12 protein-coding genes are annotated in these 12,022 nt (G+C 68.0%); all 12 read left to right on the top strand.

The features are described 5' to 3' along the window. Positions 1-156: 156 nt before the first annotated feature. The 12 genes from EV643_RS32030 to nuoK all read left to right on the top strand — a co-directional run bounded on the left by EV643_RS32030 (position 157) and on the right by nuoK (position 12,022). A complete protein-coding gene (locus EV643_RS32030) occupies positions 157-1,470 on the top strand; it encodes a geranylgeranyl reductase family protein (RefSeq protein ID WP_133803924.1) in 1,314 nt (437 codons plus the stop codon). Positions 1,471-1,579: 109 nt separating this feature from the next. Further along, entirely contained in the window at positions 1,580-1,939 is a 360-nt protein-coding gene (locus tag EV643_RS32025) for an NADH-quinone oxidoreductase subunit A (protein WP_133803923.1), read from the top strand. Between the two features lie 3 nt (positions 1,940-1,942). Continuing rightward, entirely contained in the window at positions 1,943-2,497 is a 555-nt protein-coding gene (locus EV643_RS32020; protein WP_133803922.1) for a NuoB/complex I 20 kDa subunit family protein, read from the top strand. Beyond that, positions 2,494-3,210 carry an NADH-quinone oxidoreductase subunit C gene (locus tag EV643_RS32015; RefSeq protein ID WP_133803921.1) on the top strand — a complete coding sequence of 239 codons (717 nt, stop codon included), beginning with the start codon at positions 2,494-2,496 and terminating at the stop codon, positions 3,208-3,210. The genes EV643_RS32020 and EV643_RS32015 overlap by 4 nt, the downstream gene beginning before the upstream one ends. Then, positions 3,210-4,547 carry an NADH-quinone oxidoreductase subunit D gene (locus EV643_RS32010; RefSeq protein WP_133803920.1) on the top strand — a complete coding sequence of 446 codons (1,338 nt, stop codon included), beginning with the start codon at positions 3,210-3,212 and terminating at the stop codon, positions 4,545-4,547. Before EV643_RS32015 ends, EV643_RS32010 begins: the two co-directional genes overlap by 1 nt. Beyond that, positions 4,548-5,291, top strand: coding sequence for an NADH-quinone oxidoreductase subunit NuoE (gene nuoE, locus EV643_RS32005; protein ID WP_133803919.1), 744 nt, complete (start codon positions 4,548-4,550; stop codon positions 5,289-5,291). Between the two features lie 2 nt (positions 5,292-5,293). Next, positions 5,294-6,604, top strand: a complete 1,311-nt coding sequence (gene nuoF / locus EV643_RS32000) for an NADH-quinone oxidoreductase subunit NuoF (RefSeq protein WP_202869854.1) — start codon at positions 5,294-5,296, stop codon at positions 6,602-6,604. Further along, positions 6,601-9,033 (top strand): NADH-quinone oxidoreductase subunit G, encoded by a 2,433-nt coding sequence (locus EV643_RS31995; RefSeq protein ID WP_133803917.1) that lies wholly within the window; start codon positions 6,601-6,603, stop codon positions 9,031-9,033. The genes nuoF and EV643_RS31995 overlap by 4 nt, the downstream gene beginning before the upstream one ends. Next, positions 9,030-10,340 (top strand): NADH-quinone oxidoreductase subunit NuoH, encoded by a 1,311-nt coding sequence (gene nuoH / locus EV643_RS31990; protein ID WP_238165939.1) that lies wholly within the window; start codon positions 9,030-9,032, stop codon positions 10,338-10,340. The genes EV643_RS31995 and nuoH overlap by 4 nt, the downstream gene beginning before the upstream one ends. Continuing rightward, positions 10,333-10,884 (top strand): NADH-quinone oxidoreductase subunit NuoI, encoded by a 552-nt coding sequence (nuoI, locus tag EV643_RS31985; protein ID WP_133803916.1) that lies wholly within the window; start codon positions 10,333-10,335, stop codon positions 10,882-10,884. Before nuoH ends, nuoI begins: the two co-directional genes overlap by 8 nt. After that, positions 10,881-11,726 (top strand): NADH-quinone oxidoreductase subunit J, encoded by an 846-nt coding sequence (locus EV643_RS31980; protein WP_133803915.1) that lies wholly within the window; start codon positions 10,881-10,883, stop codon positions 11,724-11,726. The genes nuoI and EV643_RS31980 overlap by 4 nt, the downstream gene beginning before the upstream one ends. Further along, positions 11,723-12,022 (top strand): NADH-quinone oxidoreductase subunit NuoK, encoded by a 300-nt coding sequence (gene nuoK / locus EV643_RS31975; RefSeq protein WP_133803914.1) that lies wholly within the window; start codon positions 11,723-11,725, stop codon positions 12,020-12,022. The genes EV643_RS31980 and nuoK overlap by 4 nt, the downstream gene beginning before the upstream one ends.

The raw sequence follows: 12,022 nt of genomic DNA, 5'->3' as shown, positions 1-12,022 counted from the left end.
AAAATGGCCCGCAGGCAAGGGATTCGGGGCCGGTTTCGCGTCCATGTCAGGCAGTTCTAGACTGTCGGATGACCGGGCCTCGTGAAGCCATTCACTAGCGGGTGTGCACGAGGGACCACCGGGTGACCAGACAGCCAACCTCCAGGCCGGGATGAGATGAGCCAGAGCGCGTCGGCACGGCAGCAGGCCGAGACCGCGGATGTGATCGTCGTCGGTGCCGGCCCCGCCGGATCGGCTGCCGCCTATCACCTCGCCAACGCCGGCCTCGACGTCCTGTTGCTGGAGAAGACCGCGTTCCCGCGCGAGAAGGTGTGCGGCGACGGTCTGACCCCGCGCGGCACCAAGCAGCTGATCAACATGGGCATCGACATCTCGCCCGAGGCCGGCTGGATCAAGAACTACGGCCTGCGCATCCAGGGTGCCGGGCACGTGCTGCAGCTCGACTGGCCGGAGCTGGCCAGCCACCCGAACTACGGGCTGACCCGGAACCGGATGGACTTCGACGACATGCTCGCCCGGCAGGCCGTGAAGGCCGGGGCGCAGTTGCGCGAGCGGACCAACGTGACCGCGCCGATCCTGGACGACAAGGGCTTCATCGTCGGCGTCACCGCCAGGCCGGTCGACGACAACGGCCGCCGGGCCGGTGACGACATCGAGTTCCGCGCGCCGCTGGTGATGGCCGCCGACGGCAACTCGTCCCGGCTGAGTGTCTCGATGGGGCTGCACAAGCGCGACGACCGGCCGATGGGCGTGGCCGTCCGGACGTACTTCACCAGCCCGCGGCACGACGACGACTACCTGGAGTCCTGGCTGGAGCTGTGGGCCGACGACCCGCAGAACCCGGGCCAGCGCAACCTGCTGCCGGGCTACGGCTGGATCTTCGGGATGGGCGACGGCACCGTCAACGTCGGCCTCGGCATCCTGAACACCTCCGACGCGTTCGGCAAGGTGGACTACTCCGACCTGCTCAAGCAATGGCTGAAGAACACCCCGGTTGAGTGGCAGTTCCGCGACGAGTTCCAGACCATCCCGATTCGCGGGGCCGCGCTGCCGATGGGGTTCAACCGGCAGCCGCACTACACCCGTGGCCTGATGCTGCTCGGCGACGCCGGCGGCATGGTCAACCCGTTCAACGGCGAAGGCATCCCGTACGCGATGGAGTCCGGGGCATTCGCCGCCGAGGTCGCCGCCCAGGCGTTGCGCCGGCAGCCGAACCAGCGCGAGCGCGCGCTGTCGGCGTACCCGAAGGCGCTGAAGCAGGAGTACGGCGGCTACTACACGCTCGGCCGGATCTTCGTGAAGCTGATCGGAAATCCGGAGGTGATGCGGCTGTGCACGAAGTACGGTCTGCCGCGCACCACGCTGATGAAGTTCACCCTGAAATTGCTGGCCAACCTCACCGACCCGCGCGACGGCGACGTGATGGACAAGATCATCAACGGCCTCACCAAGGTCGCCCCGGCGGCGTAGTTCCGGCGGGGCGAGTGACGTGAGCCACAGCGGTACTGATAACACAGTGCTGACTCGAAACAGGTAATCCAGGCGGCAGTACGACGCAGAAGGAGGGAGCACCGACACGATGCACCCTTACGTACCGATCATCGTTCTCGGTGTGCTGGCGACGATCTTCGTGGCCGGCACCTTGGTGACGAGCGCGCTGGTCGGCCCGAAGCGATACAACCGGGCCAAGCTCGACTCGTACGAGTGCGGGATCGAGCCGACCCCGCAACCTGTCGGCGGTGGGCGGTTCCCGGTGAAGTACTACATCACCGCGATGCTGTTCATCGTCTTCGACATCGAGATCATCTTCCTCTTCCCGTGGGCGGTCGCTTTCGACCAGATGGCGCTGTTCGGGCTGATCGAGATGGTCATCTTCATCGTGACCGTCTTCGTCGCGTACGCCTATGTCTGGCGCCGCGGCGGTCTGGAGTGGGACTGAGTTATGGGTGTTGAGGAACAGCTTCCGGCCGGAGTGCTGCTGACCACCGTCGAGGGCCTGTCCGGCTACATGCGGAAGGCGTCGTTGTGGCCGGCAACCTTCGGGCTGGCCTGCTGCGCGATCGAGATGATGACCACCGGAGCACCGCGGTACGACGCGGCCCGGTTCGGGATGGAGGTCTTCCGGGCTTCGCCGCGGCAGGCCGACCTGATGATCGTGGCCGGCCGGGTGAGCCAGAAGATGGCTCCGGTGCTGCGCCAGATCTACGACCAGATGCCGAACCCGAAGTGGGTGCTGGCGATGGGCGTCTGCGCTTCGTCGGGAGGCATGTTCAACAACTACGCGATCGTCCAGGGTGTCGACCACGTGGTCCCGGTCGACATGTACCTGCCCGGCTGCCCGCCGCGGCCGGAGATGTTGCTGGACGCGTTCCTCAAGCTGCACGACGACATCCAGCACGGCAAGCTCGGCGCGCACAAGAAGGCGCTGCAGGCCGAGCAAGAGACCGCGGCGCTGACCGCGGCCCCGACGCTCGAGATGAAGGGTCTGCTTCGGTGAGTGACACCCAACCCGAGAACCTTCCGGCGACCTCCGCCGCCGGCGACGCTCAGACGCCGGGCGCCGAGGTGGTCGACCAGCGGCAGGGCATGTTCGGTGTCCGCGGCACCGGTGACACCTCCGGCTTCGGCGGCCTGCGTCGTCAGGTCGCCCTGCCCGGTGGCACGCCGAAGCCGTACGGCGGCTGGTTCGACGGCGCCACCGAGCGGCTCGAGGGCCTGTTGGGCACAGACGGCGACGGCGCGATCGAGAAGGTCGTGGTCGACCGCGGCGAGTTGACCCTGCACATCAAGCGGGAGCAGCTGGTCGAGGTGGCCCAGCACCTGCGCGACGACGAGGCGCTCCGGTTCGAGTTCTGCTCCGGCGTCAGCGGCGTGCACTACCCGAACGAGACCGGGCGCGAGCTGCACGCGGTCTACCACCTGCTGTCGATCACCCACAACCGGCGGATCCGGCTCGAGGTGTCCTGCCCCGACGCCGACCCGCACATCCCGTCGGTGGTCTCGGTCTACCCGGCCAACGACTGGCACGAGCGGGAGACCTGGGACTTCTTCGGCATCATCTTCGACGGGCACCCGGCGCTGACCCGGATCCAGATGCCGGACGACTGGCCGGGCCACCCGCAGCGCAAGGACTACCCGCTCGGCGGTATCGACGTCGAGTACAAGGGCGCCGTCATCCCGCCGCCCGACACGCGGAGGTCTTACAACTGATGACCACGACAGATCCCTACGCGACCACCCGCGACACCACCGAGGGCAAGGTCTTCACCGTCACCGGTCAGGACTGGGACTCGGTCGTGTCCGGCCTCGGCGACGAGCCGGAAGAGCGCATCGTCGTCAACATGGGCCCGCAGCACCCGTCCACCCACGGCGTGCTCCGGCTGATCCTCGAGATCGAGGGCGAGACGGTGACCGAGGCCCGCTGCGGCATCGGCTACCTGCACACCGGTATCGAGAAGAACATGGAGTTCCGCTCCTGGACGCAGGGCGTCACGTTCTGCACCCGGATGGACTACCTGTCGCCGTTCTACAACGAGACGGCGTACTGCCTCGCGGTCGAGCGGCTGCTCGGGATCGAGGACCAGATCCCGGAGAAGGCGAACGTGATGCGGGTGCTCCTGATGGAGCTCAACCGGATCAGCAGCCACCTGGTCTGCATCGCCACCGGTGGGATGGAGATCGGCGCCCTGACGGTGATGACGATCGGCTTCCGCGAGCGGGAGATGACGCTCGACCTGTTCGAGCTGATCACCGGGTTGCGGATGAACCACGCGTTCATCCGGCCGGGCGGTGTCGCCCAGGACCTGCCGCCGGGCGCACTGGACAAGATCCGGGACTACATCACCTGGATGAACAAGCACCTGCCCGAGTACGCCGAGCTGTGCAACGCGAACCCGATCTTCAAGCACCGGCTGGAGAAGGTCGGCTACCTGGACCTGTCCGGGTGCATGGCGCTCGGCATCTCCGGCCCGCCGCTGCGTGCGACCGGGTACGGCTTGGACCTGCGCAAGACCCAGCCGTACTGCGGGTACGAGACGTACGACTTCGACGTACCGACCTGGGACACCGCCGACTCGTACGGGCGGTTCCGGGTCCGGTTGCAGGAGATGTGGGAGTCGCTGAAGATCGTCGAGCAGTGCGCCGACCGCCTCGCCAAGATGGAGGGCGAGCCGGTGATGGTGGCGGACAAGAAGATCGGCTGGCCGAGCCAGCTCGCGGTCGGCAACGACGGCATGGGCAACTCGCTCGACCACATCAAGCACATCATGGGCGAGTCGATGGAAGCCCTGATCCACCACTTCAAGCTGGTCACCGAGGGCTTCCGGGTCCCGGCCGGCCAGGCCTACGTGGCGGTCGAGTCGCCGCGCGGCGAACTGGGCTGCCACCTGGTCTCCGACGGCGGCACCAAGCCGTACCGGGCGCACTTCCGCGACCCGTCCTTCGCAAACCTGCAGGCGATGCCGATCCTGTGCGAGGGCGCACAGGTGGCCGACGTGATCGTCGCCGTCGCCAGCCTTGACCCGGTGATGGGTGGAGTGGACCGATAGATGGCCGAGAACGGTAGCTGGAATCATACGACTGCGACCGACAAGCCGGTGCCGTACAGCACCGGTGACTCGAAGATCACCGAAACCACGATCGCGGAGATGCGTCAGCTCGCGGCCCGGTACCCGGTCGGCCGCTCGGCGCTGCTGCCGATGCTGCACCTGGTGCAGTCGGTCGAGGGCCGGGTCACCCCGGAGGGCATCGAGGCGTGCGCCGGCGTGCTCGGGCTGACCGGCGCCGAGGTGTCGGCGGTGGCGACCTTCTACACGATGTACAAGCGCCGCCCGGTCGGCGACTACCACGTCGGGGTGTGCACCAACACGCTGTGCGCGATCATGGGCGGCGACCTGATCTTCGAGCGGCTCAAGCAGCACCTCGACGTCGGCAACGACGAGACCACCGAGGACGGCAAGATCACCCTCGAGCACCTGGAGTGCAACGCCGCCTGCGACTACGCGCCGGTGATGATGGTGAACTGGGAGTTCTTCGACGACATGACGCCGGAGTCGGCCACCCAGCTGGTCGACGACCTGCGCGACGGCACCGAGGTGAAGTCGCCCCGCGGCGCGACGATCTGCACCTGGAAGGAAGCCGAGCGGGTGCTGGCCGGGTTCCCCGACGGCCGCGCCGACGAGGGACCGACCGGTGGCAAGGCGACTCTGGCCGGGCTCCGGCTGGCCCGCGAGCGCAACTGGACCGCTCCTGGTAGAGACTCTTCGGCGGCGGACGCCCGGAAGGAGGACTGACCATGCTGACCCCGGTACTGTCCGACAACTGGGACCAGATCCGCTCCTGGCAGCTGGCGTCGTACCAGCGGTCCGGTGGCTACGAGGCGCTGCGTACGGCGCTGCGGATGCAACCGGCCGACGTGATCACCGCGGTGAAGGACTCGGGTCTGCGCGGTCGTGGTGGCGCGGGCTTCCCGACCGGGATGAAGTGGTCCTTTATCCCGCCTAAAGACGCAGCCAACCCGAAACCGCATTATCTCGTGGTGAACGCGGACGAGTCCGAGCCGGGCACCTGCAAGGACATCCCGCTGATGCTCGCCTCGCCGCACACGCTGGTCGAGGGCGTCATCATCTCGTCGTTCGCGATCCGCGCGTCGGTGGCGTTCATCTACGTGCGCGGTGAAGTGCTGCACGTGATCCGCCGGCTGCAGCAGGCGGTCGAGGAGGCGAAGGCGGCCGGCTTCATCGGCAAGAACATCCTCGGCACCGGCTACGACCTGGACGTGGTCGTGCACGCCGGCGCGGGCGCCTACATCTGCGGCGAGGAGACGGCACTGCTTGACTCGCTGGAAGGCCGTCGCGGTCAACCCCGGCTGCGTCCTCCGTTCCCGGCCGTGGCAGGTCTGTACGGCTGCCCCACAGTGATCAACAACGTCGAGTCGATCGCGTCTGTTCCCGCGATCATCAAGAACGGGCCGGACTGGTTCGGCTCGATGGGCACCGAGAAGTCCAAGGGCATGACGCTGTACTCGCTGTCCGGGCATGTCACCCGCCCGGGCCAGTACGAGGCGCCGCTCGGGATCACGCTGCGCCAGCTGCTCGACCTGGCCGGCGGAGTCCGCGAGGGCCACGAGCTGAAGTTCTGGACGCCGGGCGGTTCGTCCACCCCGATGCTGACCGCCGATCACCTCGACATCCCGCTGGACTACGAGGGCGTCGGCTCGGTCGGCTCGATGCTGGGCACCAAGGCGCTGCAGATCTTCGACGAGACCACTTGCGTGGTCCGCGCCGTACTGCGCTGGACCGAGTTCTACAAGCACGAGTCCTGCGGCAAGTGCACGCCGTGCCGCGAGGGCACCTGGTGGCTGGTGCAGATCCTGGAGCGGCTGGAGGCCGGCAAGGGCAGCGAGGAGGACCTCGAGACCCTGTTGGATCTGTCCGAGAACATCATGGGCCGGTCGTTCTGCGCGCTCGGCGACGGTGCCACCGCACCGATCACCAGCTCGATCCAGTACTTCAAGGACGACTACCTGGCGCACTTCGAGAACGGCGGCTGCCCGTTCGACCCGATGGCAAGCACTGTCTTCGCTACCGCTGGAGCAAGCGCATGACGATCGCCAACAACACAGTGAACCCGTCAGCGGAGGTGGAGCGGACCGATCTGGTCACCGTCACCATCGACGATCTCGAGGTCAAGGTTCCGAAGAACACTTTGGCGATCCGGGCCGCGGAGCAGGCCGGGATCCAGATCCCGCGGTTCTGCGACCACCCGCTGCTGGAGCCGGTCGGCGCCTGCCGGCAGTGCCTGGTCGAGGTGCCCGACGCCGGTAACGGCCGCGGGATGCCGAAGCCGCAGGCGTCCTGCACGCTGGCCGTCGCCGACGGGATGGTGATCCGGACCCAGGTGACCTCGCCGGTGGCGGACAAGGCTCAGCACGGGAACATGGAGTTCCTGCTGATCAACCACCCGCTGGACTGCCCGGTCTGCGACAAGGGCGGCGAGTGCCCGCTGCAGAACCAGGCGATGTCCAACGGCTACGGCGAGACCCGCTTCCACGAGATCAAGCGGACCTTCCCGAAGCCGATCAACATCTCCGCCGAGGTGCTGCTGGACCGGGAGCGGTGTGTGCTCTGCGCCCGCTGCACCCGGTTCTCCGAGCAGATCGCCGGTGACCCGTTCATCGCGCTGATCGAGCGGGGTGCGCTGCAGCAGGTCGGGATCTACGAGAAGGAGCCGTTCGAGAGCTACTTCTCCGGCAACGCCATCCAGATCTGCCCGGTCGGCGCGCTCACCAGCGCGGCGTACCGGTTCCGGTCCCGGCCGTTCGACCTGGTGTCGGTGCCGACGGTGGCCGAGCACGACTCGTCCGGTGCGGCGATCCGGGCCGACTACCGGCGCGGCAAGGTGATGCGCCGGTTGTCCGGTGACGACCCGGAGGTCAACGAGGAGTGGATCTCCGACCGGGACCGGTTCGCGTTCAACTACGCGACCACCGGTGACCGGCTGACCCACCCGCTGATCCGCGAGGACGGCGAGCTGCGGCCGGCGTCCTGGCCGGAGGCGTTGAACTTCGCGGCCGAGAAGCTGACCGCCGCGCGCGGTAGCGCCGCAGTACTGACCGGTGGGCGGCTGACGCTCGAGGACGCCTACGCGTACTCGAAGTTCGCCCGGGTCGCGCTGGGCAGCAACGACATCGACTTCCGGTCCCGGCCGCACTCGCCCGAGGAGGCCGACTTCCTGGCCGCCGCGGTCGCGGGCACCGGGCTCGGTACGACGTTCGGCGACCTGGAGCGGGCCGGATCGATCCTGCTGGCCGGGTTCGAGCCCGAGGAGGAGGCGCCGACGGTGTTCCTCCGGCTCCGCAAGGGCGTCCGGAAGAACGGCACCAAGGTCTTCACGGTGGCGTCCCTCGCCTCCCGGGGTGTGGAGAAGCTGTCCGGCGTCGTCGTACCGGCCGCGCCGGGCACCGAAGCCGCGGTACTGGCTGATCTGCGCAGCGCGGGTGAGACCGGGGCCGCGGCGAAGGAATCGCTCGGCGCCGACTCGATCATCATCGTGGGCGAGCGGCTCGCGTCCGTACCGGGCGCCTACTCCGCGGCCCTGCGGCTGGCGCTCGACACGGGTGCGCAGCTGGCCTGGATCCCGCGGCGCGCGGGTGACCGGGGTGCGCTGGAGGCCGGCTGCCTGCCGGGCCTGCTGCCCGGTGGCCGGCTGGTGACCGACCCGCAGGCGCGGGTCGACCTGCAGGCCGCGTGGGGTGTCGACAGCCTGCCGGGCACGGTCGGCAAGGACACCGGCGAGATCCTCGCCGCGGCCGGATCGCTGCAGGCGCTGGTCGTCGCGGGCGTCGAGATCGACGACCTGCCGGATCCGGCGGCCGCGCTCGCCGCGCTTGAGGCGGCGCCGTTCGTGGTCAGCTTCGAGGTCCGCAACTCCCAGGTCACCGAGCACGCCGACGTCATCTTCCCGGTGGTTCCGCCGGCGGAGAAGGACGGCACCTTCATGAACTGGGAGGGCCGGGAGCGGTCCTTCCCGGTGGTGCTCCAGGTGCCGGCCGCGATGCCCGACGTCCGGGCGCTGGCCGCGCTGACCCAGGAGATGGGCCTGTCGCTCGGCTTCAGCACTGCCGCAGCGGCGAAGAAGGAGTACGACGAGCTCGGCCGCTGGGACGGCGACCGGGCCCAGGAGCCGACGTACCAGGCCGGTCCGGCGCTCGGCGCGTTCGACTCGACCCGGCTGTCCACCTGGCGGATGCTGATCGACGACAGCCGCAGCAACGACGGCGAGCCGCACCTGGTCGCGACCGCCCGGAAGCCGGTGGCGAAGATCTCGCTGACCACCTCGCGCCGGGTCGGGGTGACCGATGGTGACGAGCTGGTGGTCAGCACCGACGCCGGTTCGATCCGGTTGCCGGTGGTGGTCACGGCCATGCCGGACAACGTGGTGTGGCTGCCGACGAACTCGGCCGACTCGCATGTCCGCCGGTCACTGCACGCCGACCATGGCTCGATCGTGACGATCGCCGGAGGGAACGCATGAGCATGATCCCGCTCGCTGATGTGCCGGATGCGGGCTTCGGTCAGGACCCCTGGTGGGTGATCGGCCTCAAGGTGCTGCTGGTCTTCGTCTTCCTGGTCGTGCTGACGCTGTTCAACATCTGGCTGGAGCGCCGGGTGGTGGCCCGGATGCAGCACCGGATCGGCCCGAACGTGCACGGCCCGCAGGGGCTGCTCCAGTCGCTGGCCGACGGTATGAAGCTGATGTTCAAGGAAGACCTCATGCCGAAGGGCGTGGACAAGGTCGTCTTCGTCGCGGCACCGGTGATCGTCTCGATCCCGGCCTTCCTGACGTTCGCCGTGATCCCCTTCGGGCCGACGGTGAAGATCCCGTTCACCGACACCTACACCCGGCTGCAGATCACCGACCTGCCGGTCTCGGTGCTGTACGTGCTGGCGATCGCGTCGATCGGCATCTACGGCATCGTCCTCGGCGGCTGGTCGTCGAACTCGACGTACTCACTGCTCGGCGGGCTGCGGTCCAGCGCCCAGATGATCTCGTACGAGGTCGGGATGGGGCTGGCATTCGTCACGGTGTTCCTGTTCGCCGGGTCGATGTCCACCTCGGAGATCGTCGCCGCGCAGGGCTCGAACCAGTCGATCAGCCTGTTCGGCGCGGACATCCCGATCCCGGGCTGGTACGCGTTCCTGTTGTTCCCGTCGTTCGTGATCTACGTGATCTCGATGGTCGGCGAGACGAACCGGGCGCCGTTCGACCTGCCCGAGGCCGAGGGCGAACTGGTGGCCGGCTTCCTGACCGAGTACTCGTCGATGAAGTACGCGATGTTCTTCCTGGCGGAGTACATCAACATGGCGACGGTGTCGGCGCTGGCGACCACGCTGTTCCTGGGCGGCTGGCGTGCGCCTTGGCCGATCTCGATCTGGGACGGCGCGAACTCCGGCTTCTGGCCGGTGCTGTGGTTCGTCGGCAAGATGATGTGCTTCATCTTCTTCTACATCTGGCTGCGCGGGACACTGCCGCGACTGCGGTACGACCAGTTCATGAAGCTGGGCTGGAAGATCCTGATCCCGGTCGCCATGGGCTGGATCCTGCTGGTCGCCACCGTCCGCGCCGTCGGCCGCGAGGTCGACTTCAACCGCAACTACCTGCTGGTGGCCGCGGGCATCGTCGCGCTGATCGCGGTGATCACCATGTTCCTGCCGCAGAAGAAGACCGAGGAGCCCACGCCGGCCGCGGAAGGCGACTTCGACGCCTTCGCCGGTGGGTTCCCGGTCCCACCACCGCTCGTCGAGACTCCGAGCCGAAGCGAGGAAGCCAACCGTGGCTAGTGTGAAAGAGTCCCTCTGGGACCCGGTTGCCGGGTTCGGGGTCACCTTCCGGACGATGTTCCGCAAGGTGTTCACCGAGGAGTACCCGTTCGACAAGAAGCCGACCGCACCGCGGTTCCACGGCCGGCACCAGCTGAACCGCTGGCCCGACGGCCTGGAGAAGTGCATCGGCTGCGAGCTGTGCGCGTGGGCCTGCCCGGCCGACGCGATCTACGTCGAAGGTGCCGACAACACCGAAGGCGGTCGGATGTCGCCGGGTGAGCGGTACGGGCGCGTCTACCAGATCAACTACCTGCGCTGCATCCTCTGCGGTCTGTGCATCGAGGCCTGCCCGACCCGGGCGCTCACGATGACCAACGAGTACGAGCTGGCCGACCGCAGCCGCGAGTCCCTCATCTACGAGAAGAAGGACCTGCTGGCGCCGCTGCTGCCCGGGATGCAGGAGCCGCCGCACGAGATGCAGCTCGGCGCGAGCGAGAAGGACTACTACCTCGGGCTGACCGGTGCGGCGGCCGCGCCGGCCGAAGGTGGTGGCAACAAGTGATCACCCTCGTGACTGGCGGACAGGTCGCGTTCTGGATGCTGGCACCGGTGATGGTGCTGGCCGCGATCGCGATGGTCCTGGTCCGCAAGGCGGTGCACTCCGCGCTGCTGCTGGCCACGGTGATGGTCTGCCTGGCCGTGCAGTACGCCGCCCAGGACGCGCCGTTCCTGTTCGCGGTGCAGATCATCGTCTACACCGGCGCCATCCTGATGCTGTTCCTGTTCGTGCTGATGCTGGTCGGCGTCGACGCGTCCGACTCGCTGGTGGAGACCATCCGCGGTCAGCGGCTGCTGGCCGGCCTGGCCTTCCTCGGCTTCGGCATCCTGCTCGTCTCCGCCGTCGGCAGCGCGATGTACGGCGACCCGATCGGTCTCGGCCAGGCGCAGCCGGACGGTAACCCGATGGCGATCGCGCAACTGCTGTTCAGCAAGTACGTGTTCGCCTTCGAGGTGACCTCGGCGCTGCTGATCACCGCCGCGCTCGGCGCGATGATGCTGGCGCACCGGGAGCGGCTGACCAAGAAGAAGACCCAGCGGGACCTGTCCGAGGAGCGGATCCTCAAGTACGCCGAGCACGGCGTCCACCCCGGGCCGCTGCCGACCCCCGGCGTACTGGCCCGGCACAACGCCGTCGACACGCCCGCGCTGCTGCCGGACGGGTCGATCGCACCGACCTCGGTTTCGCGAGTCCTGCAGGCACGTGGCACCGTGTTCCCCGAAGCGGAGGAGCGCGCCGAGATCGAGGCTGTCCGCCGGATCGCTGCAGGTGACCCCGGAGACCAGGTCCCGCCGGAACCGACCGGCACGGATCTGACCGGATTCGGTGAAGGAGACAAGCTGTGACCACGGAGCCGTACATCGTGCTCTCGGTGATCCTGTTCAGCATCGGCGCGCTCGGCGTGCTGGTCCGCCGGAACGCCATCGTCGTCTTCATGTGCGTGGAGCTGATGCTGAACGCGACCAACCTCGCGTTCGTCAGCTTCGCCCGCCAGCACGGCAATCTCGACGGCCAGATCGCCGCCTTCTTCGTGATGGTGGTGGCCGCGGCCGAGGTCGTGATCGGTCTGGCGATCATCATGGCCATCTTCCGCACCCGTCGCTCGGCCTCGGTCGACGACGCCAACCTGCTCAAGTACTGA

It is taken from the genome of Kribbella caucasensis, from assembly GCF_004361855.1.
GTDB lineage: Bacteria > Actinomycetota > Actinomycetes > Propionibacteriales > Kribbellaceae > Kribbella > Kribbella caucasensis.
The sequence above is the reverse complement of the archived record's forward strand: the minus strand, read 5'-3'. Positions and strand labels throughout refer to the sequence as shown.

Bases quoted from the DNA above. Each gene is read 5' to 3' on its own strand.
- EV643_RS32030 (WP_133803924.1), top strand. From the start codon at position 157: ATGAGCCAGAGCGCGTCGGCACGGCAGCAGGCCGAGACCGCGGATGTG.
- EV643_RS32025 (WP_133803923.1), top strand. From the start codon at position 1,580: ATGCACCCTTACGTACCGATCATCGTTCTCGGTGTGCTGGCGACGATC.
- EV643_RS32020 (WP_133803922.1), top strand. From the start codon at position 1,943: ATGGGTGTTGAGGAACAGCTTCCGGCCGGAGTGCTGCTGACCACCGTC.
- EV643_RS32010 (WP_133803920.1), top strand. From the start codon at position 3,210: ATGACCACGACAGATCCCTACGCGACCACCCGCGACACCACCGAGGGC.
- nuoE (WP_133803919.1), top strand. From the start codon at position 4,548: ATGGCCGAGAACGGTAGCTGGAATCATACGACTGCGACCGACAAGCCG.
- nuoF (WP_202869854.1), top strand. From the start codon at position 5,294: ATGCTGACCCCGGTACTGTCCGACAACTGGGACCAGATCCGCTCCTGG.
- EV643_RS31995 (WP_133803917.1), top strand. From the start codon at position 6,601: ATGACGATCGCCAACAACACAGTGAACCCGTCAGCGGAGGTGGAGCGG.
- nuoH (WP_238165939.1), top strand. From the start codon at position 9,030: ATGAGCATGATCCCGCTCGCTGATGTGCCGGATGCGGGCTTCGGTCAG.